This is a genomic window from Microcystis sp. LEGE 00066 (assembly GCF_015207925.1).
Classification (GTDB): domain Bacteria; phylum Cyanobacteriota; class Cyanobacteriia; order Cyanobacteriales; family Microcystaceae; genus Microcystis; species Microcystis ichthyoblabe_A.
This window is the reverse complement of the sequence record NZ_JADEVX010000046.1, coordinates 9014-26371: the sequence shown is the minus strand read 5'-3', so window position 1 is coordinate 26371 and position 17358 is coordinate 9014. Positions and strand designations below refer to the sequence as shown.

The following is a 17358-nucleotide window of genomic DNA, read 5'->3' as shown; positions in this document are numbered from 1 at the left end:
GGTGTGGGGTGTGGGGTGTAGGGTGTTAGGGTGTGGGGTGTAGGGTGTGGGGTGTAGGGTGTGGGGGGATGGGAAGGATAAATAAAAATAATCTCCTGTCTCCTGTCTCCTGTCTCCTGTCTCCTGTCTCCTGTTTCCTGTTTCCTGTTTCCTGTTTCCTGTCTCCTGTCTCCTGTCTCCTGTCTCCTGCCTTCCGCCGACCGCCTCCGTTAAATTTCTTCCCAAGTACCTTGAGCGGCGGTAATTTTCTCTTTAGCACTATTGCTAAAAGCGGCGGCCTTCACCTTGAGGGGAACGGTAATTTCACCATCACCCAGAACTTTTAAAGGGCCGTCGTTGCTGGTGAGAATGTTAGCTTTTAGGAGACTTTCCAAGGTAACTTCCGTATTAGCGGGTAAAGAAGCTAATTTTCTCAGATTAACGATTGTGTATTGACGGGGGTTAACCAAAGGAAAATGCTTTAATTTGGGAACCCGACGATAGAGGGGCATTTGTCCCCCCTCAAAACCGGGACGAGTCCCCGTCCCAGAGCGAGATTTTTGTCCGCGCATTCCCAGACCGCAACTAGCGCCCTGGCCGGCCGAGATACCCCGTCCCACACGACGACGACGTTTAGTTGACCCCGGTTGGGGGGCGATTTCGTGGAGTTTCATGGTGATTTCTCTATGTGTACAAATGTTCTATAGATACGCCTCGATCCTTAGCAACTTCGGAGAAAGTGCGGAGAGTTTCCAGGGCGTTGACGGCGGCTCTAGCGTTATTGAGGGGGTTATCGCTACCGAGTTGTTTAGCGAGGATATTTTTCACCCCAGCCAATTCTAAAACGGTACGGACAGCACCCCCAGCAATAACCCCAGTCCCCGGAGCAGCTGGACGCATAATCACTTGAGCGCCCCCGGAAGCGCCCCGGGTGAGGTGGGTGATAGAACTAGCTTTAGTTAGGGAGACTTCAATTAGTTGTTTTTTGCCATCGGCCACACCTTTACGGACGGCCCCGATCACATCCCCTGCCTTGCCGACTCCCACTCCCACCTGGCCGTTTTCATTACCGACCACGACGATAGCCCGGAAGCTGAGTTTTTTACCACCCTTAACCACTTTACTAACCCGGCGGATCTGGATAACCCGCTCTTGCCAAGTGGTTTCTTTTTCTTTTTCGCGGTTGCCTTTGCGACGTTTTGCCATAGTTTTATCAGTGTTGAAAGGATATTTTAGAAGTTTAAACCGGCTGACCGAGCCGCTTCTGCTAAGGCTTTGACGCGACCGTGATAGAGATTGCCACCGCGATCAAAAACCACTTGTTCAATGCCTCTTTCTAGGGCCCGTTGGGCCACCAGTTTACCCACGGCAGCCGAAGCTTCTTGGGTAGCGGTGGATTCTAATTCCCCGCGCAAGGTAGCCTCTAGAGTAGAAGCGGCCGCGAGGGTATGTTGGGCTACGTCGTCGATAATTTGGGCGTAGATGTGGTTATTAGAACGAAATACGGATAAACGCGGCCGTTCAGCAGTGCCATTAATTTTGCGACGCACACGCTGGTGACGACGACGGACTGATTCTTTGCGACTAAGTTTCATGGTTTATTTTTTACCTCCTTTACCGCCTTTACCGCCAGCTTTACCAACTTTGCGACGGACAACTTCACCAAGATAGCGAATCCCTTTACCTTTATAGGGTTCGGGGGGACGAACTTCGCGGATTTTAGCGGCGGTGTTACCGACCGCTTCTTTGTCGATGCCACTGACGATAACTTGGGTGTTGTTTTCTACGGCGACGGAAACACCATCGGGCATCTCCATCTCCACGGGTTTACTGTAACCAACATTAAGAACTAATTTACTACCCTGCGCCTGGGCGCGGTAGCCCACCCCTTGGATATCTAGGCGTTTTTGAAAGCCAGTCGCAACTCCTTCCACCATATTGGCTACTAGAGTTCTACAGAGTCCGTGGCGTTCTCTGGCGGTACGCGAATCATCCTGACGGGTAACGAGGATGGTTTCGCCATCTTTATTGATGGTGACGGCGGTGGGTAGGGTTCTCTGGAGAGTTCCTTTGGGCCCTTTCACCGTCACGGTAGCACCATCGATATCGACGGTGACTTTATTGGGAATAGGAATCGGGCGTTTGCCAATACGAGACATAACAGTTATCAGTTATCAGTGGGTCAGATATCAGGGAAGAGTTATCAGTGGGTCAGCTATCGGGTTTAAACTGGGAAAGGCTGACGGCTGATAGCTTATCCTTGTTTACCAGATGTAGCAAAGGACTTCGCCGCCAACGTTTTGTTTACGCGCTTCGCGATCGGTCATAATGCCTTTGGAGGTGGAAACAATGGCGATGCCAATGCCACCGAGGACGCGAGGCAAGTCTTTACTGTTGGAATAAACTCGCAGGCCCGGTTTACTGACTCTGGTGAGGGTAGTAATGATCGGTTGACGGTTTTTGCCTTTATATTTGAGGGAAAGCACTAATTGAGATTTAATCCCCTCACCCACTTCCTCAAAGTCAGCAATAAAGCCTTCGTCCTTGAGAACTTGAGCAATACTGCGCGTCATCCGCGTGGTGGGGATTTGAGTAGTGGTCTGCCGAACCGCGCAAGCGTTACGGATGCGGGTCAGCATATCCGAGATGGTATCGTTAGCAGACATGAATTACCTGTTTTTCTCCTAAATTGGGATCAACATCAGTGGTCAGTTATCAGTTATCAGTTATCAGTTATCAGTGGGTCAGTTATCAGATTTGAGTATTAAGTGAGTAGTATTAAATAGCAGGTTCCTGCTGTCTTTTCACTCAATCACTGTTGACTGTTGACTGTTTACTGTTTACTGTGTACTGTTCACTTATTTACCGGTCACTGTTTCCTTTTCTCTTGATTGATTTATCTAAAGGGCATTCCCATCTCTTTGAGGAGGGCGCGTCCTTCTTCGTCGTTTTTAGCGGTGGTGATGATTGAGATGTCCATCCCGCGAATTTGATCGATTTTGTCGTATTCAATTTCAGGGAAGATCAACTGTTCACGAATGCCTAAACTGTAGTTACCACGACCATCAAAACTGTTACCACTGATACCGCGAAAGTCGCGAATGCGTGGTAAGGCCAGATTAATGAGACGGTCTAAAAAAGCGTACATTCGATCGCCGCGCAATGTCACCATGACACCCACGGGCATTCCTTCGCGAATTTTAAAGCCAGCGATCGCTTTTTTTGCCCTAGTCACTACCGGTTGTTGTCCGGTGATGGTGGACAGTTCCTCCTTGGAAGACTCCAAAGCTTTGGCATTTTGTGAAGCTTCCCCAAGACCGCGGTTAACGGTAATTTTGATAACTTTAGGTACTTGGTGGATATTGGTATAACCAAATTGTTCTTTCAGTTTAGGAACAATGGTTTCTTGATAGGTGGTTTTTAGTTTTTGGCTCATAGTTTTGCTGCTTGCTTTTCCTGGGCTTGGTCAGGAACTAGAATTGATGGGAAACTAATCGATAATTTCGCCAGTTTTCTTCAGTATCCGCACTTTCCGACCGTCTTCGGTAAAGGTATAACCCACCCGACTGGCGATTTTTTTCTTCTCGGAATAGAGCATCACTTTGGAACTGTGAATCGGTGCTTCGTAGGTAACGATTTGACCCGATTCCCCTTCCTGTTGGGGTTTAGTATGTTTGGTGCGGATATTAACTCCCTTGACCACCACGGTACTTTCTTGGGGTAAAGCGCGTAAAATTTCGCCCACCTTGCCCTTATCGGAACCGGCGATTACTTGAACGACATCCCCTTTTTTAACGTGCATTTTTTGCCTTTGGGGCGGGGTTTGAATGTTTTTCTTACTCATTTTTTTTGACCTCAAAGTGTGAAAAGTTTTAGACTAGCCATCAGCCAATTGCCTTGGTACTTTTCACTTTGATCAGAGAACTTCTGGGGCTAAGGAAACAATTTTGGTGTAGTTTTTATCGCGCAATTCCCGGGCAACTGGACCAAAAACCCTAGTACCTTTGGGATTACCGTCATTATTAATAATCACGGCGGCGTTATCATCAAAACGGATGCTCATGCCACTATCGCGACGGACGGTTTGACGGGTTCGCACAATCACCGCAGTGACCACATCGGATTTTTTCACGGGCATATTGGGGATAGCGTCCTTAACCACGGCGATAATTTTGTCACCGATGCCACCGTAGGTACAGTTACCTGTTCCCAGCACCCGCAGACACATTAGTTTCCGCGCCCCGCTATTGTCAGCGACATTTAAGTAGGTTTGTTGTTGAATCACGGTTTTTACCTAGGTGAAATTTAACTATCGGTTAATATTTCCGCCACTTCCCAACGTTTGGTTTTACTGAGGGGGCGGGTTTCACGAATGCGAACTCGATCGCCTTGTTTGGCTTGATTTTCTGCGTCGTGAGCCTTAAATTTCTGGGTTTTCACGACTATTTTGCCGTATTTAGGGTGAGGAGAGCGGTTTTCAATGGCTACCACTACGGTTTTATCCATTTTGTCGCTGACTACTACCCCAACTCTTTCTTTAACTGCCATAGCGGGTTATGCCTCCGGGGTGGACTGGGCTAGTTGGCGCTCCCGTTCTACGGTCAATAATTGGCCGAGACGGTGGCGGGTGTGTTTGAATTCGTGGGTTTTTTCCAAGCGGCGGGTGGCCTGCTGCAAACGCAATTCAAACAGTTTCTTTTTGGCATCGAGGATAGCGTCGGCGATGTCGTCATCACTCATCTTCCTCACTTCGGCGATTTTCGGTAGAGCCATTAGACAAAATCCTCCTCGCGAGTGATAAATTTGGTCTTAATCGGTAATTTTTGGGCGGCTAGACGCATTGCTTCCCGGGCTACTGGTTCGGCTACCCCAGCAATCTCAAACATAATGAACCCCGGTTTAACCACGGCCACCCAGAATTCGGGGGAACCTTTCCCGGAACCCATCCGGGTTTCTGCAGCCCGTTGGGTGACGGGTTTATCAGGAAAAACGCGGATCCAGATTTTGCCACCCCGACGGATATAACGAGTCATTGCCCGTCTGGCCGCTTCGATTTGACGGGAAGTAATCCAACAGGGTTCGGTGGCTTGCAGGGCGAAATCGCCGAAATTAATCGTATTTCCGCCGGTGGCCAGCCCGCGCATCCGTCCGCGCTGTTGTTTGCGGAATTTTGTTCTTTTGGGACTTAACATGAGCTATTTACCACTGATAAATATTAGGGATCAGCCTTCGCTAGAGCGATCTTCAAACTGTTGACGGCGACGCTGTTGACGGCGCGGTGCTTGAGCGGGAACGGCGGCGGCAATTTCTTCTTGGCCGGGGATAATTTCGCCCTTAAAGATCCAAACTTTCACGCCTAGAATCCCGTAGATGGTGCTGGCGGTTTTATAGGAGTAATCGATATCGGCCCGCAGGGTATGGAGGGGAACTCGTCCTTCCCGCACCCATTCAGTCCGAGCGATTTCTGCCCCGTTGAGACGGCCGCTAACTTGAATTTTGATCCCTTTGACTTCAGCCCTTTGCGCCCGTTGGATGGCTTGCCGGACAACACGACGGAAGGAAACCCGTCTTTCTAGTTGTTGGGCGATGTATTCGGCGATCAGGTTGGCATCGGCATCAACGCGAGCTACTTCGATGACGTTAATACGAATTTGACGCTGGCCACCGAGGGCTTTTTGCAAACCTAGGCGCAGCTGTTCGATTCCCGTGCCACCACGACCGACGACGACCCCAGGGCGAGCGGTGTGGATGGAGATATCTACTTGATCGGCCTTCCGTTCGATGCGAATATCGGCGATACCGGCATTAGCGAGGTTTTTTTCGACGTAATTACGAATGCGGCGATCTTCTTGCACTAATTCGGGGTAACGTTTCGCGTCGGCATACCAGCAAGATTTGTGATCTTTGATAACGCCGAGACGAAAACCGAGGGGATGGATTTTTTGTCCCATTGTGGTTTTTTTAGTTAAGGTGATTAGTCTTTGTTGCTAGGAGCGACGGCGACGGTGATATGACAGGTGGGTTTGCGAATTTGGTAGGCGCGGCCTTGGGCCCGGGGTCGAAAACGTTTTAGGGTCGGTCCGCCATCGGCAAAGGCTTGGCTAACCACCAAAGTGGCGGGATCGAGTCCTTCGTTATTTTCGGCGTTGGCAACGGCGGAACGCAGGACTTTCAGGATCGGATCACAGGCCCGGTAGGGCATGAATTCGAGAATAATTAGGGCTTCCCGATAGGAGCGACCGCGGATCTGATCGAGTACCCGTCTGACTTTCAGGGGTGACATCCGAATATAGCGGGCGATCGCTTTGACTTCGTTAGAGGTATCGATGGTCATTTCAGTTATCAGTTATCAGTTATCAGTTATCAGTCATCAGCTATCAGCTTTTATTTTTTGAAAATTAGCTAACTTGGTGATTTATGGTCACGACTCTTCGGCCTTGCTCAGAGGCCACTATCTAGCTGACGACTGAGGGAGTAGCGGCTGATTTATTTCCGTCCTGCCTTTTTGTCGCTCTTGGCGTGGCCGCGGAAGGTGCGGGTGGGAGCGAATTCACCGAGTTTATGACCGACCATCTGCTCGGAAACATAGACGGGAACGTGCTGTTTGCCGTTGTGAACGGCGATCGTGTGACCGACCATATCGGGAATGATGGTCGAGGCCCGGGACCAAGTTTTAATCACTTGTTTACTGCCCTGGGCGTTGAGTTTTTCGATTTTTTCCATCAGGTGGCCGGCGACAAATGGCCCCTTTTTCAGTGAACGACCCATAATTTTCAGTCAAAAGTAAAGTAATAATTTCTAACCCTGGTTACGACGGCGCACGATCAGATCGCTACTGCGTTTTTTCTTGTTGCGAGTTTTGCGACCGAGGGCGGGTTTACCCCAGGGAGTCATCGGGCCGGAACGTCCGATCGGAGCGCGACCCTCTCCACCTCCATGCGGGTGATCCACTGGGTTCATGACGCTACCCCGAACATGGGGGCGTTGACCGCGGTGACGGGTACGACCGGCTTTACCGAGACTGATGTTTCTCGCTTCGGCGTTGCCGACTTTTCCGATGGTGGCGTAGCATTCACGCCGGATCATGCGTACTTCTTTGGAGGGGAGGCGGATGGTAACGTAATCGCCTTCTTTCGCTACCACTTGGGCGAAACCACCAGCAGCCCGCACCATTTGACCACCGCGACCGGGGACGAGTTCGATGTTATGAACCTCTGTCCCTAGGGGGATGCGACTTAAAGGGAGGGCATTACCCACCTCGAAGGGAGCGTTTTCTCCGGCGATGACGGTGTCACCAACGCCTAAACCGGCGGGGGCGATGATGTAGCGTTTTTCCCCGTCTTTGTAGAAAAGCAGGGCAATGCGGGCGTTACGGTTAGGATCGTACTCGATCGCCGCTACTGTGGCGGGAATATCCCGTTTATCGCGACGAAAATCGATAATCCGGTAGAGGCGCTTATGGCCGCCGCCCCGGTGACGACTGGTAACGACACCGCGATTATTACGCCCTTGTTTGCTGTGTTTGCGATGAGTTAGGGACTTTTCCGGTTCGGTTTTGGTGATCTCCTTAAAGTCGGAGATGGCCGCCTGCCTTGTCCCGGGGGTTAAAGGTCTAAAAGAACGAATACCCATAGTTTAGTTTTCCGTTATCGGGTTTCTTGGTGGTTATACGTCGGGATAGAGGGCGATCGAGTCGCCTTCCGCTAGGGTCACGATCGCACGTTTGTATTGGGGTTTGTAACCGAGGAAACGGCCGACGCGTTTTTTCTGACGAGAGGGGCGGCTGGTGTTCACTTTCGTTACTTTCACGTCAAACAGCAATTCGATCGCCGCTTGAATTTCCGGCTTAGTCGCTTTCAATGCGACATCGAAGACGTATTTATTTTGTTCTAGGAGCAGGGTAGCTTTCTCGGTGACGATCGGCTTTAGGATCAGATCGGCGAGTTGTCTGGCTTCAGTTTTAAGCACCATAGACCTCCTCAATTTTAGCTAGGGCTGCGGCGGTGGCGATAACTCGATCGGCTAGGATGACATCATAGACGTTGAGACTATCGGCGCGAATAATTTTGAGATTGCAGATATTACGTCCCGATAAATAGACATTTTCGGGAATTTCCGTCAAAATCAGCAGAATTTTTTCCTCTGGACTGGCTCCCCAGCGACTTAAGGCAGCGGTGAGTTCTTTGGTTTTGGGTTGGGAGAATTGTTCAGCGAAGCTTTCCACCACGATAAAGTTATCGGCCTGGCTGATCAAAGCGGTTCTCAGGGCTAATCTTTTCTCTTTGCGATTGACCTTAACCTCAAAATCTCTCGGTTTTGGTCCGAAGATGACACCGCCACCACGCCAGAGGGGAGAACGGATCGAACCGGCTCTGGCACGACCGGTGCCTTTTTGCCGCCAGGGTTTGCGACCACCGCCGCGCACTTCCGAGCGGGTTTTGCTGGAGGCATTACCTTGGCGGGCCGCCGCTAGATGGCTGACGACGACGCGGTGAATTAGATGCTTGGCGGTTTCGGGTTTAGCGGTTTTCAGTTCCAGGGTGCCTGTTCCCGCTTCTTCCCCTTGCCAATTTTTGACTGTGTAGTTAACCATGGCTTTAATCTTTCCTTGCCCTATTTACCAAATTTCTTGGCGGGGGTGATGTTTAACAGGGTTCCTGGTTTACCCGGGACGGCTCCTTTGATCAGGATCAGGTTGCGTTCGCTATCGATTTTGACCACGGACAGTTTGCGGATGGTCACTTGGGTGGCTCCGTATTGTCCGGCCATTCTCTTACCTGGGAAAACCCGGCCGGGGGTAGTACCGGCACCGGTGGAACCGGGGAGACGGTGGTTTTTGGAACCGTGGGTCATGTTACCGCGTTTGAAGTTATGGCGTTTTTGATAGCCGGAGAAACCTCGTCCGATGGTGGTTCCAGCCACATCGACTAAATCGCCTTCCTGGAAGATAGCTGCGGTAATTTCTTGGCCTAAAGTGTAGGCGGATGCGTCCTCGAGGCGGTATTCGATTAAATGCCGCAGGGGGGAGACACCGGCTTTGGCTAAATGACCGAGTAGCGGTTTGTTGAGGGCTTTTTCTTTGACGGTTTTGTATCCCACTTGGATGGATTCATAACCGTCGGTTTTTTTCGTTTTGACTTGGGTGACGGGACACGGACCGGCTTGAACGACGGTGACGGGAATGGCGACTCCCGTTTTGTTGTCGAAGATTTGGGTCATGCCCAGTTTTGTACCGAGGATACCGATAGACACGGATTGTTCTCTTTATCTTTACTAGACGACAATCAAAAATAACGTGGCCGTGGCTATAGGAGCGAGAAAAATCTTTCCCGCTTTATCAGCCTGCCCAACTTGAATGACTTTTTGGGAGTGATTTAAGCTGGCATCCCGTTAAATTCGTAAGTAGGACTAGACAGGGTTGCTGGTTCTGCCTAGATTGTTGCTGGTCTTTGTTTCTTGGGGACTTAAAGGGTTGATCTTCAGTATCCCGGCGAAGACCGAGCGACCAAGGCGGTTCTGCTCGGCAGTGCCTTTAGCACCACCTAAGACCGATTTTGGCCACGATCAAACATTATATAACATTTGTGACTTTTTAGGCAAGAGGTTTTTTCAGTCACCGACAATGATCCTATCTAGTCTGGCTGAAGGAAGGGGTGACAATGAGGTTGAAGCCTAGGCTGGGTGAAGGGTCTAGCCTGTGGTTTTTTGGGAAAATCTCCTCGCTGTCACCCTTGAAATTGATTAACTTAATTCTCTCGTCTTCATTGCGGGGAAAGTCTCAAGGTTTTTCCCTATCCCCCACACCCTTTCTCACTTTCAATCTGCTTGTCATCCCTTCAGGTTTCTGGCACTTTTTTAGCCAAAAAATTCGCAAAACTCTTTTATAGCAAGGCTTAAACTGATATTCAGCAGATTGCAATTATAGTATTTGTCTTAATGGTGAGGTACAAAGTTTTGGTTTGGGGGAATCGGTCGTTGGTGGTCGCTATCAAATTAGGTTACACTGCTCGATGGGGATTAGTTTCAATGGGGAGGGGGATGACAGCATTGTACTATCATCCCTTGTTTGGACGTTAAATCGCTTGCAGGTCTTTTTCTCCGGTACGGATGCGGACGATCTGTTCCACGGGGGAGATGAAGATTTTACCGTCTCCGATTTCACCGGTACGGGCTGCCGAAATCAGCTTATCGACGACCATATCGACTTGCTTATCTTCGACGACGATCTCGATCTTGAGTTTTTGGAGAAATTCGACGGTGTACTCGGAACCGCGATAACGTTCCGATTGACCTTTCTGACGACCGAAACCTCTAACTTCGGAGACAGTCATGCCGACGATGCCCGCGTTAACTAGGGCGATTTTCACCTCTTCCAGTTTAAAGGGTCGGATAATCGCTTCTACTTTCTTCAAAATATCTATCTCCTCGTTGCGTGACGATACCTTCTTGGCGAATTACCTGTTAATTCTAAACGCAGAATCCGGACAATAGCGCTTAAAGTCATGATTTCTTCAATTATGGGCCTTGGCCCCGGTCTTCTGTGGTGAAAAATTTCTGGGTGGGAATTAGCCCACCCGAAGCCATGAATAAACCAACTAGAGAGATAATCCTAACTGAAGACCAAAAACACCGTGAACTAGCAGTAAAATTAGGGCAATACTGCCGATATAGGCGTGAATAGTCCGGAAAAGTTCTTTTTTCCCGCCAGCGAAGCCAGTGAGGGACAATAATCCATTGAAAGCTAATAAACCGATCGCGATCGATCCTGTCCAGAAATGGCTGCTTTCGAGGATGGGATGTTTCTGCATGACTAGGGATAAAATACCGCCGGTGTAACCGAGAGCGATAAATAAAAACAGCCAAGGGGCGAGTTTGCGGTGATCAGCCCGATTTTTGGCTACTACTTCCCCATCTTGGCTTAAACGGCTTTGCCAACCAGCATAGGCAGTATAACTACCCATAACTAAAACCACGATCCCCATCATGACTGGATGTCCCCAATGAACGATCGGTTCGGGAGTTCCGAGACTGCGAAAGGCAGCGGCGATCGGCTCTAGCGCATCACTTAAACTTTGATTCATGTTTGTTACCTAACTTTACAAAACCCTTTTGCCTAAGATTTTAGCCGATCTCCGGCCTGGAAAAACTTCGGTTAGCCGAAAAAATGTCAAGCCTTCGCTAAATTTCTTAACATTTCAGCTAGAGATTAGCGGAGAAATATAGAATAAAGTCAGGGGAGACTAGGGATCCCCACGGGGATTAGCCCCTAGGAGGGAGTTATGACTTATCTGCTCAAAGATCGGCGATCAGCAGGGAGACTATTAGCTAGTTACTTGACAGAATATACCAATAGTGCTGGGGTGCTAGTTTTGGCTTTGCCCCGGGGTGGGGTTCCGATCGCCTTTGAAATTGCCCAAAGGTTACATTTACCGCTAGATCTGTGTTTGGTGCGAAAATTAGGTGTACCGGAGCGCAAAGAGTTAGCTTTTGGGGCGATCGGTCAGAATGGGGTGCGGGTAATCAATGAAAGTGTCGTTGAAGACTTGCACCTATCGGAGGCGATGATGGAACGGGTAGCAAAGGAAGAAATGATCGAATTAGAGCGACGCGATCGTTTATATCGAGGTGAACGCCCCTTTCCAGACGTGACGGGAAAAACGATTATTCTAGTAGATGATGGGATCGCTACGGGAGCAACGATTAAAGCGGCGATTCTGACCCTTAAGGCTGAAAATCCCGCTGCTATTATTATTGCTGTTCCTGTTGCGCCACCGGAAGTCTGTGATCAATTAGAAAAATTAGTTGATCGAGTAATTTGCCTACATAAACCCTACGAATTGAGATCAATTTCTCTTTGGTACGAGGACTTTTCCCAAACCAGCGATGAGGAGGTGCAAACACTTTTAGCCAGCGTCGATAGTTCTTTGATTTCAGTTTAGGGAGATGGGGAGAATAAATAACAGCAATCTCCTGAATTCAGAATTCCACAGCATCGGTATCAACGGTATTGGTTGGGGAAGAAACTTCAGTTTGATTATTTACTCTCCCGGGACGGCGGTTGCGATAATCAAGAACTAATCGCGATAATTCCGTGGTTAAAAGGGTGAGGACAATCCCATCATCGATCCAACCAATAATCGGGAAAATGTCAGGAGAAATATCGAGGGGGCTAAAAAGATAAACCATAGTTCCCAGAATGATAATCCAACGATATTTAGGGTGAGTGATTTTGCTGCTGTACCAGTTGTAAAAAGATTCAACAATCGGTTTCATTAATTTGTCCTCGTTGACTGCGATAGTTTAATTTTGTCAGGTTCCCCTTGGGGCTGATAGTGAGGTTTTACACCCATTATGTAGGGTTATCCCCGCTAATTATCCAGTAAAAAAGCCCAGAAGAAAATTCACCTTTAGGGATGAGCCTGAAGTATTATTACTGGATGCTTAAGAGGAGAGATAGTGGCATCCTTATCACCTATAATAGGCGATAACAAACTAATCAATTATCTGCCAGTTTAAGGATGGAAACCCTCTTTCATCTAGTTACTTTTGCCTTTGTCTTCGCTTTGGGTGCCTCGGTGGGCAGTTTTTTAAACGTGGTCATCTATAGATTACCTCAGGGGATATCTCTAGTTTATCCCCCTTCCCACTGTCCGAAATGTCACCATAGGTTGGGGAAAAGCGAGAATATACCCGTTTTCGGCTGGTTATGGCTAGGGGGTCGCTGTCGCTGGTGCAAAACCCCGATTTCTGTCCGTTATCCAGCGATCGAAACTTTTACTGGTTTATTATTTTGTCTGGTTTTAGGAGATTTTAGCTTTTCTTGGCAGACCCTCGGCTATTGGATTCTCCTCAGTTGGTTATTAGCTTTAGCTTTGATTGATTTTGACACGATGACGCTTCCTAACTCCCTCACCCAATCGGGATTAGTTTTAGGGATAGTTTTTCAGACTCTTTTAGGTTGGCAAAATAATCAAAGTGTTGTCTATCTTTTTTCAGCGATCGCTAGTGCGGTTTTAGGAGTCTGGTTATTTGATCTGATCCGGTGGGGGGGAAGTTTTGCCCTCGGACAACAGGCCATGGGGGGAGGAGATGCCAAATTAGCGGCCATGATCGGTGCTTGGTTAGGATGGCAAGCATTATTAGTCACCGCTTTTCTGGCCTGCGCTATTGGGGCAGGGATCGGTATTATGGGCATTTTTCTTGGTAAAATGGGGAAAAAACAAGCTATACCCTTTGGGCCATTTCTTGCCCTCGGCGCTCTGATGAGTGTCTTTTGGAGTGATAAGATCATCTCAGCCTATCAAACCATTTTTTTCCCTTTGTTGTAAAAAAGTTATCCTGTAATTAAATCTTGATACAATAGTCTTCCGTGTCTTGGATCACCATTAGAACAACCCCCAGTAGTTGGGAAGCCGATTGGCTGCAGGAAATGCCCAAAGCTCACGACATCCCCAGTCGCGTTATCGCTATTGGCCCTGGTATTTATTGCGGCCAGGGTCATCAGGCCGCTCTACAAGTACGTCCCCAAGATCGCTGGACAGCACTTTTGTTATTAAGTCCTCTAGAAGAAAGTCGATAAATTATCTTTATTTTAAACTATGTCTCTATTTGATTGGTTTGCAAATCGCCAAAAAACAGAACCCAAGGTTCAACAACAACAGGAACGGGAAATAGCCGATGGTTTATGGACAAAATGCCCCAATTGCGGCGTTTTGGCCTATACGAAGGATTTATTAGCTAATCAACTGGTGTGTCTCGATTGCGGTCATCATAATCGGGTGGAAAGTGAAGAAAGAATTCGCCAGTTAGTGGATGCTAATACTTGGAATTCCCTTGATGAACAGATTCGACCGACGGATCCGCTCAAATTTCGCGATCGGAAAAGTTATAGCGATCGCCTGCGAGAAACCCAAGAAAAAACTGGTCTGACGGATGCTGTCCGGACGGGAACGGGGACGATCGATGGTTTACCCTTAGCTTTAGGGGTGATGGACTTCCGTTTTATGGGGGGTAGCATGGGATCGGTGGTGGGAGAAAAACTCTGTCGTTTGACGGAACGAGCTACCGATGAAAGTTTACCCCTGGTGATCATCTGCGCTTCCGGCGGGGCGAGAATGCAGGAGGGAATGTTAAGTTTAATGCAGATGGCCAAGATTTCTGGCGCTCTTAACCGGCATCGGGAAGCAAAGTTACTTTATATTCCCGTCTTGACTAATCCCACCACGGGAGGAGTCACGGCCAGTTTTGCCATGTTGGGAGATATTATTATCGCTGAACCGAAGGCTACTATCGGTTTTGCTGGGAAGCGGGTAATTGAACAGACTTTGCGCGAGAAATTACCGGAAGGTTTCCAAACATCGGAATACTTGTTAAAACACGGGTTTGTCGATGCGATCGTTCCCCGTACCCATCTCAAGAAAACCCTCGCTCAATTAATTAGTTTACATCAGCTCTTTTTCCCCTTGTTATCCCCCCTCAACAGTCATCATCAATACAGTCAACCGGAGTTAATCCCCCTGAAAACAGCCCAGGGACAAACAACAGTTTAACTGTTCTAAGACGGCCCTGGAGTTGCCAGCCCGATCATTTGTACTAAAATTTTCCCGATCAGCAGTTTAAATGTAGTACACACCACACTTAGCTGGGTTGACAGCGATCGCAAAGTCCAAAAAATTCGAGAGTATGGTAATAAACCTTGAATTGGTGGGATTTTTCGAGTTTTTCTTCCAATTCATGAACGGGACACTCATTAAAGACGATAGACCGACCGCAATGAATACAGGTAAGATGGTGTTGATCCTGCTGAACGGAACTGTAGAGGGATTCTCCTGTGGCTAGGGTTCTCACCTGCACTGCACCCTGTAATTTTAGGGATTCTAGGGCGCGGTAAACAGTGGCTAACCCCATATTTTGGTCACGCTGACGGAGTTCCACAAACAATTCCTGAGCGGATACTGCCCGATTTAAGGTTTTGAGTAAGTGGATAATGCGCTCTTGCGATCGGGTGCGTTGGGATTTCATATCAAAAAGGTCAGCGATCAAAGTTAATTCTATGCCAAAAAATTATCAGTGCTTTATTTATGTTACCCTGCGCCCTTCGGTTCTCGATCCGGCGGGTACAGCGGTAGAGTCGGGATTAAAGCAATTAGGTTATGATACTGTGGCCGGGGTGCGAATTGGTAAGTATATTGAGCTTACCGTGACAGCAGCAGACGAAACCAGCGCCCGCGAACAATTGGATCAAATGTGCGATCAACTATTGGCTAATCCTGTAATTGAAAATTATCGCTTTGATTTGCATTGTCAGTAGATAGAAGTCAGAAGACGGGAGGTAGGGCAAATAATTAAAATTTATCTGTCACCTTCTGCTAAAAAACTTAACCAAGTTAAAAATTATGAAGTTTGGGATTATTGTTTTCCCCGGATCGAATTGCGATCGAGATGTGGCAACGGTGACAGAGGGTATTTTTCAGCAACCCACCCGCTATATTTGGCATCAAGAGACGGATCTAGGGGATGTGGATGTGATTGTGGTGCCGGGGGGATTTAGTTACGGCGATTATTTGCGCTGTGGTGCGATCGCTCGATTTTCGCCAGCGATGAAAACTGTCCGAGAAGAAGCCGAAAAAGGTAAATTAGTTTTAGGCATCTGTAATGGTTTTCAGGTATTAACGGAAATTGGGCTGCTACCCGGTGCGTTAATTCGTAATCGCGATTTACATTTTATTTGTGATCGAGTGCCGGTAAAAGTGGAAAATAATCAATCTGTCTGGACGCGAGGCTATCAACCACAACAGGTGGTTAATTTGCCGATTGCTCACGGGGAAGGGCGTTATTATGCCGCAGAAGATACGTTAAAATCCCTGGAGGATAACGGTCAAATTCTCTTTCGCTACTGCACTCCCACAGGAGAGGTAAATGAGTCAGGAAATCCTAACGGATCGTTAAATAATATTGCAGGAATTACCAATAAAGCAGGAAATGTGCTAGGAATGATGCCCCATCCTGAACGGGCTGCCGATCCGCTGCTCAATTTGACCGATGGTAGTTTGTTATTTCGGGAGATAACAGGTAATTGTGCTGTTTTGATGTAAGGAATGATGATAAGTAGTCGTGCAAAATTAATTTCTTGGTTAGGATAGGCAAAAGGCAATAGGCAAAAGCTTTATCGAAATGTGTAATTAATTTTGCTTAGGTACTTAATGAGTCGCCAAAAAGCTCTAGACTACAATTTTGGCAATAATTGGTCGTAGGATTGGATCATTCTTTCGTAAGTAAAGCGAGTGGCATTGATAAAACCTTTTTGCCTCAAATCTTCCAGGCGATCGGGAGCGAGAAGATTTTCTGCAATAATAGTAGCGGCAGCCTCGTGTTCGGTGGGATCGAAATACACTGCCGCATCGTCAGCGATAACAGTCATGGGGAGACGATTGGAGGTAAAGACGGGACAACCACAGGATTGAGCTTCAATCACGGGAACACCGAATCCTTCCTGAAAGGAGGGAAAAATTAAAGCAGTTGCTAGGCAATAAAAGGCGCGTAAGTCATCATCAGAGACGGTTCCTAATTCGATTACTTGTGCGGACAAGTTATTCTGATTAACAAATTCTCGCATATCCGGCAGCAAAGGTTTTCCCATCAGGATCAATCGGCAATTTTCCAGACCAGGGAAAGTGATTAACCTCTTGAATATTTTCAGCAATCCCAATCGATTTTTATACCATTGGCGGCCTCCGACATGAATTAGCCAAGGATAATCACGGTTGATATTAAATTTGCCCACCAGAGCTACTGCTGCTTCTTTTGTCATCGGACCGTATCCCTGATTCAAGCAATCCTCAATTACTTCCGTTTGTTCGGGAGCAATTTTAGTTAAACGGAGAACATCGGCACGAGTAGCTTCGGAAGAACAGACAACATATTTAGCCTGTTTTAATCCTCGCAAAATCATCGCCTGATACTGTTTTCCCGTCCAACTGGTGGGATTTTCAGGAATTTCTCCTAGGGCGGAACGAATGGCCAGCATATCGTGACAGATAACAAAATATTTGCGATCTTTTAGATAGGGAGTTAAATAGGATAAAGCTTGATCACAAATGCAGACGATATCGGCCCAATCAAGCTGCTGACGTAACTGCACTGGGAAAATAATTAACTTATCGATGTACCCTAACCACTTGCCGATTCCCTGGGGAGAAGGCTTCAGTTGACCGAAAATAGGCGGTGCTTGCACTCGCCGAATTTCGTGTCCTTTTTGTCTGAGTCCTTTCTCGACTAAACCGACAAAACGATTGATACTGATCTGCCGATCATTGACGTAATTTCCTACTATTAAAACTTTCATGATTAGGCTCCAAAAAATCAATTTTTATAGCGGTA

At 47.8% G+C, this 17358-nt stretch carries 29 protein-coding genes and 1 pseudogene; 6 read left to right on the top strand and 24 right to left on the bottom strand.

The features are described 5' to 3' along the window. The 21 genes and pseudogenes from IQ224_RS23960 to IQ224_RS08770 all read right to left on the bottom strand — a co-directional run. Positions 1–225, bottom strand: a pseudogene (locus tag IQ224_RS23960) (hypothetical protein); the annotation flags it as partial. Beyond that, the gene (rplO, locus tag IQ224_RS08865; RefSeq protein WP_002746612.1) at positions 210–653 is read right to left on the bottom strand and encodes a 50S ribosomal protein L15; all 444 of its coding nucleotides are present in this window, start codon (positions 651–653) and stop codon (positions 210–212) included. The gene rplO and the pseudogene IQ224_RS23960, both read right to left, overlap by 16 nt. A 10-nt stretch (positions 654–663) precedes the next feature. After that, positions 664–1185 (bottom strand): 30S ribosomal protein S5, encoded by a 522-nt coding sequence (rpsE, locus tag IQ224_RS08860; RefSeq protein ID WP_002733669.1) that lies wholly within the window; start codon positions 1183–1185, stop codon positions 664–666. Between the two features lie 26 nt (positions 1186–1211). Further along, positions 1212–1574: a 50S ribosomal protein L18 gene (rplR, locus tag IQ224_RS08855; RefSeq protein WP_002746610.1), complete on the bottom strand. Its 363-nt coding sequence runs from the start codon at positions 1572–1574 to the stop codon at positions 1212–1214. 3 nt (positions 1575–1577) lie between these two features. After that, entirely contained in the window at positions 1578–2138 is a 561-nt protein-coding gene (gene rplF, locus IQ224_RS08850; protein WP_002746609.1) for a 50S ribosomal protein L6, read from the bottom strand. A gap of 105 nt (positions 2139–2243) precedes the next feature. After that, positions 2244–2645 carry a 30S ribosomal protein S8 gene (gene rpsH / locus IQ224_RS08845; protein ID WP_002734721.1) on the bottom strand — a complete coding sequence of 134 codons (402 nt, stop codon included), beginning with the start codon at positions 2643–2645 and terminating at the stop codon, positions 2244–2246. Positions 2646–2875: 230 nt separating this feature from the next. Continuing rightward, a complete protein-coding gene (gene rplE, locus IQ224_RS08840; protein WP_002734750.1) occupies positions 2876–3415 on the bottom strand; it encodes a 50S ribosomal protein L5 in 540 nt (179 codons plus the stop codon). A 54-nt stretch (positions 3416–3469) separates the two neighbouring features. After that, positions 3470–3823, bottom strand: a complete 354-nt coding sequence (gene rplX / locus IQ224_RS08835) for a 50S ribosomal protein L24 (RefSeq protein ID WP_002733835.1) — start codon at positions 3821–3823, stop codon at positions 3470–3472. Positions 3824–3895: 72 nt separating this feature from the next. Beyond that, the gene (rplN, locus tag IQ224_RS08830) at positions 3896–4264 is read right to left on the bottom strand and encodes a 50S ribosomal protein L14 (protein ID WP_002732358.1); all 369 of its coding nucleotides are present in this window, start codon (positions 4262–4264) and stop codon (positions 3896–3898) included. Between the two features lie 20 nt (positions 4265–4284). Continuing rightward, complete coding sequence (gene rpsQ / locus IQ224_RS08825; RefSeq protein WP_002734070.1) at positions 4285–4527, bottom strand: 30S ribosomal protein S17; 243 nt, start codon at positions 4525–4527, stop codon at positions 4285–4287. A 6-nt stretch (positions 4528–4533) separates the two neighbouring features. Then, on the bottom strand, positions 4534–4752 hold the full coding sequence (gene rpmC, locus IQ224_RS08820; RefSeq protein WP_002746608.1) for a 50S ribosomal protein L29: 219 nt from the start codon (positions 4750–4752) through the stop codon (positions 4534–4536). Then, entirely contained in the window at positions 4752–5171 is a 420-nt protein-coding gene (gene rplP, locus IQ224_RS08815; RefSeq protein ID WP_002734310.1) for a 50S ribosomal protein L16, read from the bottom strand. The genes rpmC and rplP overlap by 1 nt, the downstream gene beginning before the upstream one ends. A 30-nt stretch (positions 5172–5201) precedes the next feature. Beyond that, entirely contained in the window at positions 5202–5930 is a 729-nt protein-coding gene (gene rpsC / locus IQ224_RS08810; protein WP_002746607.1) for a 30S ribosomal protein S3, read from the bottom strand. Positions 5931–5953: 23 nt separating this feature from the next. Then, complete coding sequence (gene rplV, locus IQ224_RS08805) at positions 5954–6313, bottom strand: 50S ribosomal protein L22 (RefSeq protein WP_002746605.1); 360 nt, start codon at positions 6311–6313, stop codon at positions 5954–5956. 152 nt (positions 6314–6465) lie between these two features. Then, entirely contained in the window at positions 6466–6747 is a 282-nt protein-coding gene (gene rpsS / locus IQ224_RS08800; protein WP_002753908.1) for a 30S ribosomal protein S19, read from the bottom strand. Between the two features lie 30 nt (positions 6748–6777). Next, positions 6778–7611, bottom strand: coding sequence for a 50S ribosomal protein L2 (gene rplB / locus IQ224_RS08795; RefSeq protein ID WP_002746601.1), 834 nt, complete (start codon positions 7609–7611; stop codon positions 6778–6780). A 33-nt stretch (positions 7612–7644) separates the two neighbouring features. Continuing rightward, positions 7645–7950, bottom strand: a complete 306-nt coding sequence (locus tag IQ224_RS08790; RefSeq protein WP_002746599.1) for a 50S ribosomal protein L23 — start codon at positions 7948–7950, stop codon at positions 7645–7647. Continuing rightward, a complete protein-coding gene (rplD, locus tag IQ224_RS08785) occupies positions 7940–8572 on the bottom strand; it encodes a 50S ribosomal protein L4 (protein ID WP_002732765.1) in 633 nt (210 codons plus the stop codon). The genes IQ224_RS08790 and rplD overlap by 11 nt, the downstream gene beginning before the upstream one ends. Before the next feature lie 20 nt (positions 8573–8592). Next, on the bottom strand, positions 8593–9231 hold the full coding sequence (rplC, locus tag IQ224_RS08780; protein ID WP_002734589.1) for a 50S ribosomal protein L3: 639 nt from the start codon (positions 9229–9231) through the stop codon (positions 8593–8595). Between the two features lie 821 nt (positions 9232–10052). After that, positions 10053–10391: a P-II family nitrogen regulator gene (locus IQ224_RS08775; protein WP_002746593.1), complete on the bottom strand. Its 339-nt coding sequence runs from the start codon at positions 10389–10391 to the stop codon at positions 10053–10055. Positions 10392–10574: 183 nt separating this feature from the next. Beyond that, positions 10575–11060, bottom strand: a complete 486-nt coding sequence (locus tag IQ224_RS08770; RefSeq protein WP_149976300.1) for a DUF4079 domain-containing protein — start codon at positions 11058–11060, stop codon at positions 10575–10577. A gap of 198 nt (positions 11061–11258) precedes the next feature. Here IQ224_RS08770 and IQ224_RS08765 point away from each other — a divergent pair, with 198 nt between their 5' ends. Beyond that, positions 11259–11918 (top strand): phosphoribosyltransferase, encoded by a 660-nt coding sequence (locus tag IQ224_RS08765; protein WP_002746589.1) that lies wholly within the window; start codon positions 11259–11261, stop codon positions 11916–11918. 37 nt (positions 11919–11955) lie between these two features. On the opposite strand, the gene IQ224_RS08760 is transcribed toward IQ224_RS08765, so the two are convergent. Beyond that, positions 11956–12252 carry a YkvA family protein gene (locus tag IQ224_RS08760; RefSeq protein ID WP_002746587.1) on the bottom strand — a complete coding sequence of 99 codons (297 nt, stop codon included), beginning with the start codon at positions 12250–12252 and terminating at the stop codon, positions 11956–11958. Positions 12253–12497: 245 nt separating this feature from the next. On the opposite strand from IQ224_RS08760, the gene IQ224_RS08755 reads away from it, so the two are divergent. Genes IQ224_RS08755 through accD form a run of 3 tightly spaced genes read left to right on the top strand, consistent with a single transcriptional unit; the run spans position 12498 to position 14528 of the window. Beyond that, a complete protein-coding gene (locus tag IQ224_RS08755) occupies positions 12498–13307 on the top strand; it encodes an A24 family peptidase (RefSeq protein WP_002746585.1) in 810 nt (269 codons plus the stop codon). Between the two features lie 41 nt (positions 13308–13348). After that, positions 13349–13558 carry a hypothetical protein gene (locus IQ224_RS08750; protein WP_194032841.1) on the top strand — a complete coding sequence of 70 codons (210 nt, stop codon included), beginning with the start codon at positions 13349–13351 and terminating at the stop codon, positions 13556–13558. A gap of 19 nt (positions 13559–13577) precedes the next feature. Continuing rightward, positions 13578–14528 carry an acetyl-CoA carboxylase, carboxyltransferase subunit beta gene (gene accD / locus IQ224_RS08745; protein WP_002734108.1) on the top strand — a complete coding sequence of 317 codons (951 nt, stop codon included), beginning with the start codon at positions 13578–13580 and terminating at the stop codon, positions 14526–14528. 88 nt (positions 14529–14616) lie between these two features. On the opposite strand, the gene IQ224_RS08740 is transcribed toward accD, so the two are convergent. Next, positions 14617–15000: a Fur family transcriptional regulator gene (locus IQ224_RS08740; protein WP_002734059.1), complete on the bottom strand. Its 384-nt coding sequence runs from the start codon at positions 14998–15000 to the stop codon at positions 14617–14619. Positions 15001–15031: 31 nt separating this feature from the next. On the opposite strand from IQ224_RS08740, the gene purS reads away from it, so the two are divergent. Together purS and purQ are read left to right on the top strand one after the other, a co-directional pair. Beyond that, positions 15032–15289: a phosphoribosylformylglycinamidine synthase subunit PurS gene (purS, locus tag IQ224_RS08735; RefSeq protein ID WP_002732994.1), complete on the top strand. Its 258-nt coding sequence runs from the start codon at positions 15032–15034 to the stop codon at positions 15287–15289. An 85-nt stretch (positions 15290–15374) separates the two neighbouring features. Next, positions 15375–16073 (top strand): phosphoribosylformylglycinamidine synthase subunit PurQ, encoded by a 699-nt coding sequence (gene purQ / locus IQ224_RS08730; protein WP_002746581.1) that lies wholly within the window; start codon positions 15375–15377, stop codon positions 16071–16073. Positions 16074–16204: 131 nt separating this feature from the next. On the opposite strand, the gene IQ224_RS08725 is transcribed toward purQ, so the two are convergent. Beyond that, positions 16205–17323: a glycosyltransferase family 1 protein gene (locus tag IQ224_RS08725; protein ID WP_194032840.1), complete on the bottom strand. Its 1119-nt coding sequence runs from the start codon at positions 17321–17323 to the stop codon at positions 16205–16207. Positions 17324–17358: the final 35 nt, after the last annotated feature.

What these genes read in the sequence shown, in the direction of transcription:
- IQ224_RS08770 (WP_149976300.1), bottom strand. Translation starts at nt 11,060, where the DNA reads ATGAATCAAAGTTTAAGTGATGCGCTAGAGCCGATCGCCGCTGCCTTT.
- rplO (WP_002746612.1), bottom strand. Translation starts at nt 653, where the DNA reads ATGAAACTCCACGAAATCGCCCCCCAACCGGGGTCAACTAAACGTCGT.
- rplE (WP_002734750.1), bottom strand. Translation starts at nt 3,415, where the DNA reads ATGAGCCAAAAACTAAAAACCACCTATCAAGAAACCATTGTTCCTAAA.
- rpsS (WP_002753908.1), bottom strand. Translation starts at nt 6,747, where the DNA reads ATGGGTCGTTCACTGAAAAAGGGGCCATTTGTCGCCGGCCACCTGATG.
- IQ224_RS08765 (WP_002746589.1), top strand. Translation starts at nt 11,259, where the DNA reads ATGACTTATCTGCTCAAAGATCGGCGATCAGCAGGGAGACTATTAGCT.
- rpmC (WP_002746608.1), bottom strand. Translation starts at nt 4,752, where the DNA reads ATGGCTCTACCGAAAATCGCCGAAGTGAGGAAGATGAGTGATGACGAC.
- purQ (WP_002746581.1), top strand. Translation starts at nt 15,375, where the DNA reads ATGAAGTTTGGGATTATTGTTTTCCCCGGATCGAATTGCGATCGAGAT.
- rplB (WP_002746601.1), bottom strand. Translation starts at nt 7,611, where the DNA reads ATGGGTATTCGTTCTTTTAGACCTTTAACCCCCGGGACAAGGCAGGCG.
- rplX (WP_002733835.1), bottom strand. Translation starts at nt 3,823, where the DNA reads ATGAGTAAGAAAAACATTCAAACCCCGCCCCAAAGGCAAAAAATGCAC.
- rplP (WP_002734310.1), bottom strand. Translation starts at nt 5,171, where the DNA reads ATGTTAAGTCCCAAAAGAACAAAATTCCGCAAACAACAGCGCGGACGG.
- rplF (WP_002746609.1), bottom strand. Translation starts at nt 2,138, where the DNA reads ATGTCTCGTATTGGCAAACGCCCGATTCCTATTCCCAATAAAGTCACC.
- IQ224_RS08725 (WP_194032840.1), bottom strand. Translation starts at nt 17,323, where the DNA reads ATGAAAGTTTTAATAGTAGGAAATTACGTCAATGATCGGCAGATCAGT.
- IQ224_RS08760 (WP_002746587.1), bottom strand. Translation starts at nt 12,252, where the DNA reads ATGAAACCGATTGTTGAATCTTTTTACAACTGGTACAGCAGCAAAATC.
- rpsE (WP_002733669.1), bottom strand. Translation starts at nt 1,185, where the DNA reads ATGGCAAAACGTCGCAAAGGCAACCGCGAAAAAGAAAAAGAAACCACT.
- rplR (WP_002746610.1), bottom strand. Translation starts at nt 1,574, where the DNA reads ATGAAACTTAGTCGCAAAGAATCAGTCCGTCGTCGTCACCAGCGTGTG.
- rplD (WP_002732765.1), bottom strand. Translation starts at nt 8,572, where the DNA reads ATGGTTAACTACACAGTCAAAAATTGGCAAGGGGAAGAAGCGGGAACA.
- rplV (WP_002746605.1), bottom strand. Translation starts at nt 6,313, where the DNA reads ATGACCATCGATACCTCTAACGAAGTCAAAGCGATCGCCCGCTATATT.
- purS (WP_002732994.1), top strand. Translation starts at nt 15,032, where the DNA reads ATGCCAAAAAATTATCAGTGCTTTATTTATGTTACCCTGCGCCCTTCG.
- rpsC (WP_002746607.1), bottom strand. Translation starts at nt 5,930, where the DNA reads ATGGGACAAAAAATCCATCCCCTCGGTTTTCGTCTCGGCGTTATCAAA.
- rpsQ (WP_002734070.1), bottom strand. Translation starts at nt 4,527, where the DNA reads ATGGCAGTTAAAGAAAGAGTTGGGGTAGTAGTCAGCGACAAAATGGAT.
- IQ224_RS08790 (WP_002746599.1), bottom strand. Translation starts at nt 7,950, where the DNA reads ATGGTGCTTAAAACTGAAGCCAGACAACTCGCCGATCTGATCCTAAAG.
- accD (WP_002734108.1), top strand. Translation starts at nt 13,578, where the DNA reads ATGTCTCTATTTGATTGGTTTGCAAATCGCCAAAAAACAGAACCCAAG.
- rpsH (WP_002734721.1), bottom strand. Translation starts at nt 2,645, where the DNA reads ATGTCTGCTAACGATACCATCTCGGATATGCTGACCCGCATCCGTAAC.
- IQ224_RS08755 (WP_002746585.1), top strand. Translation starts at nt 12,498, where the DNA reads ATGGAAACCCTCTTTCATCTAGTTACTTTTGCCTTTGTCTTCGCTTTG.
- IQ224_RS08740 (WP_002734059.1), bottom strand. Translation starts at nt 15,000, where the DNA reads ATGAAATCCCAACGCACCCGATCGCAAGAGCGCATTATCCACTTACTC.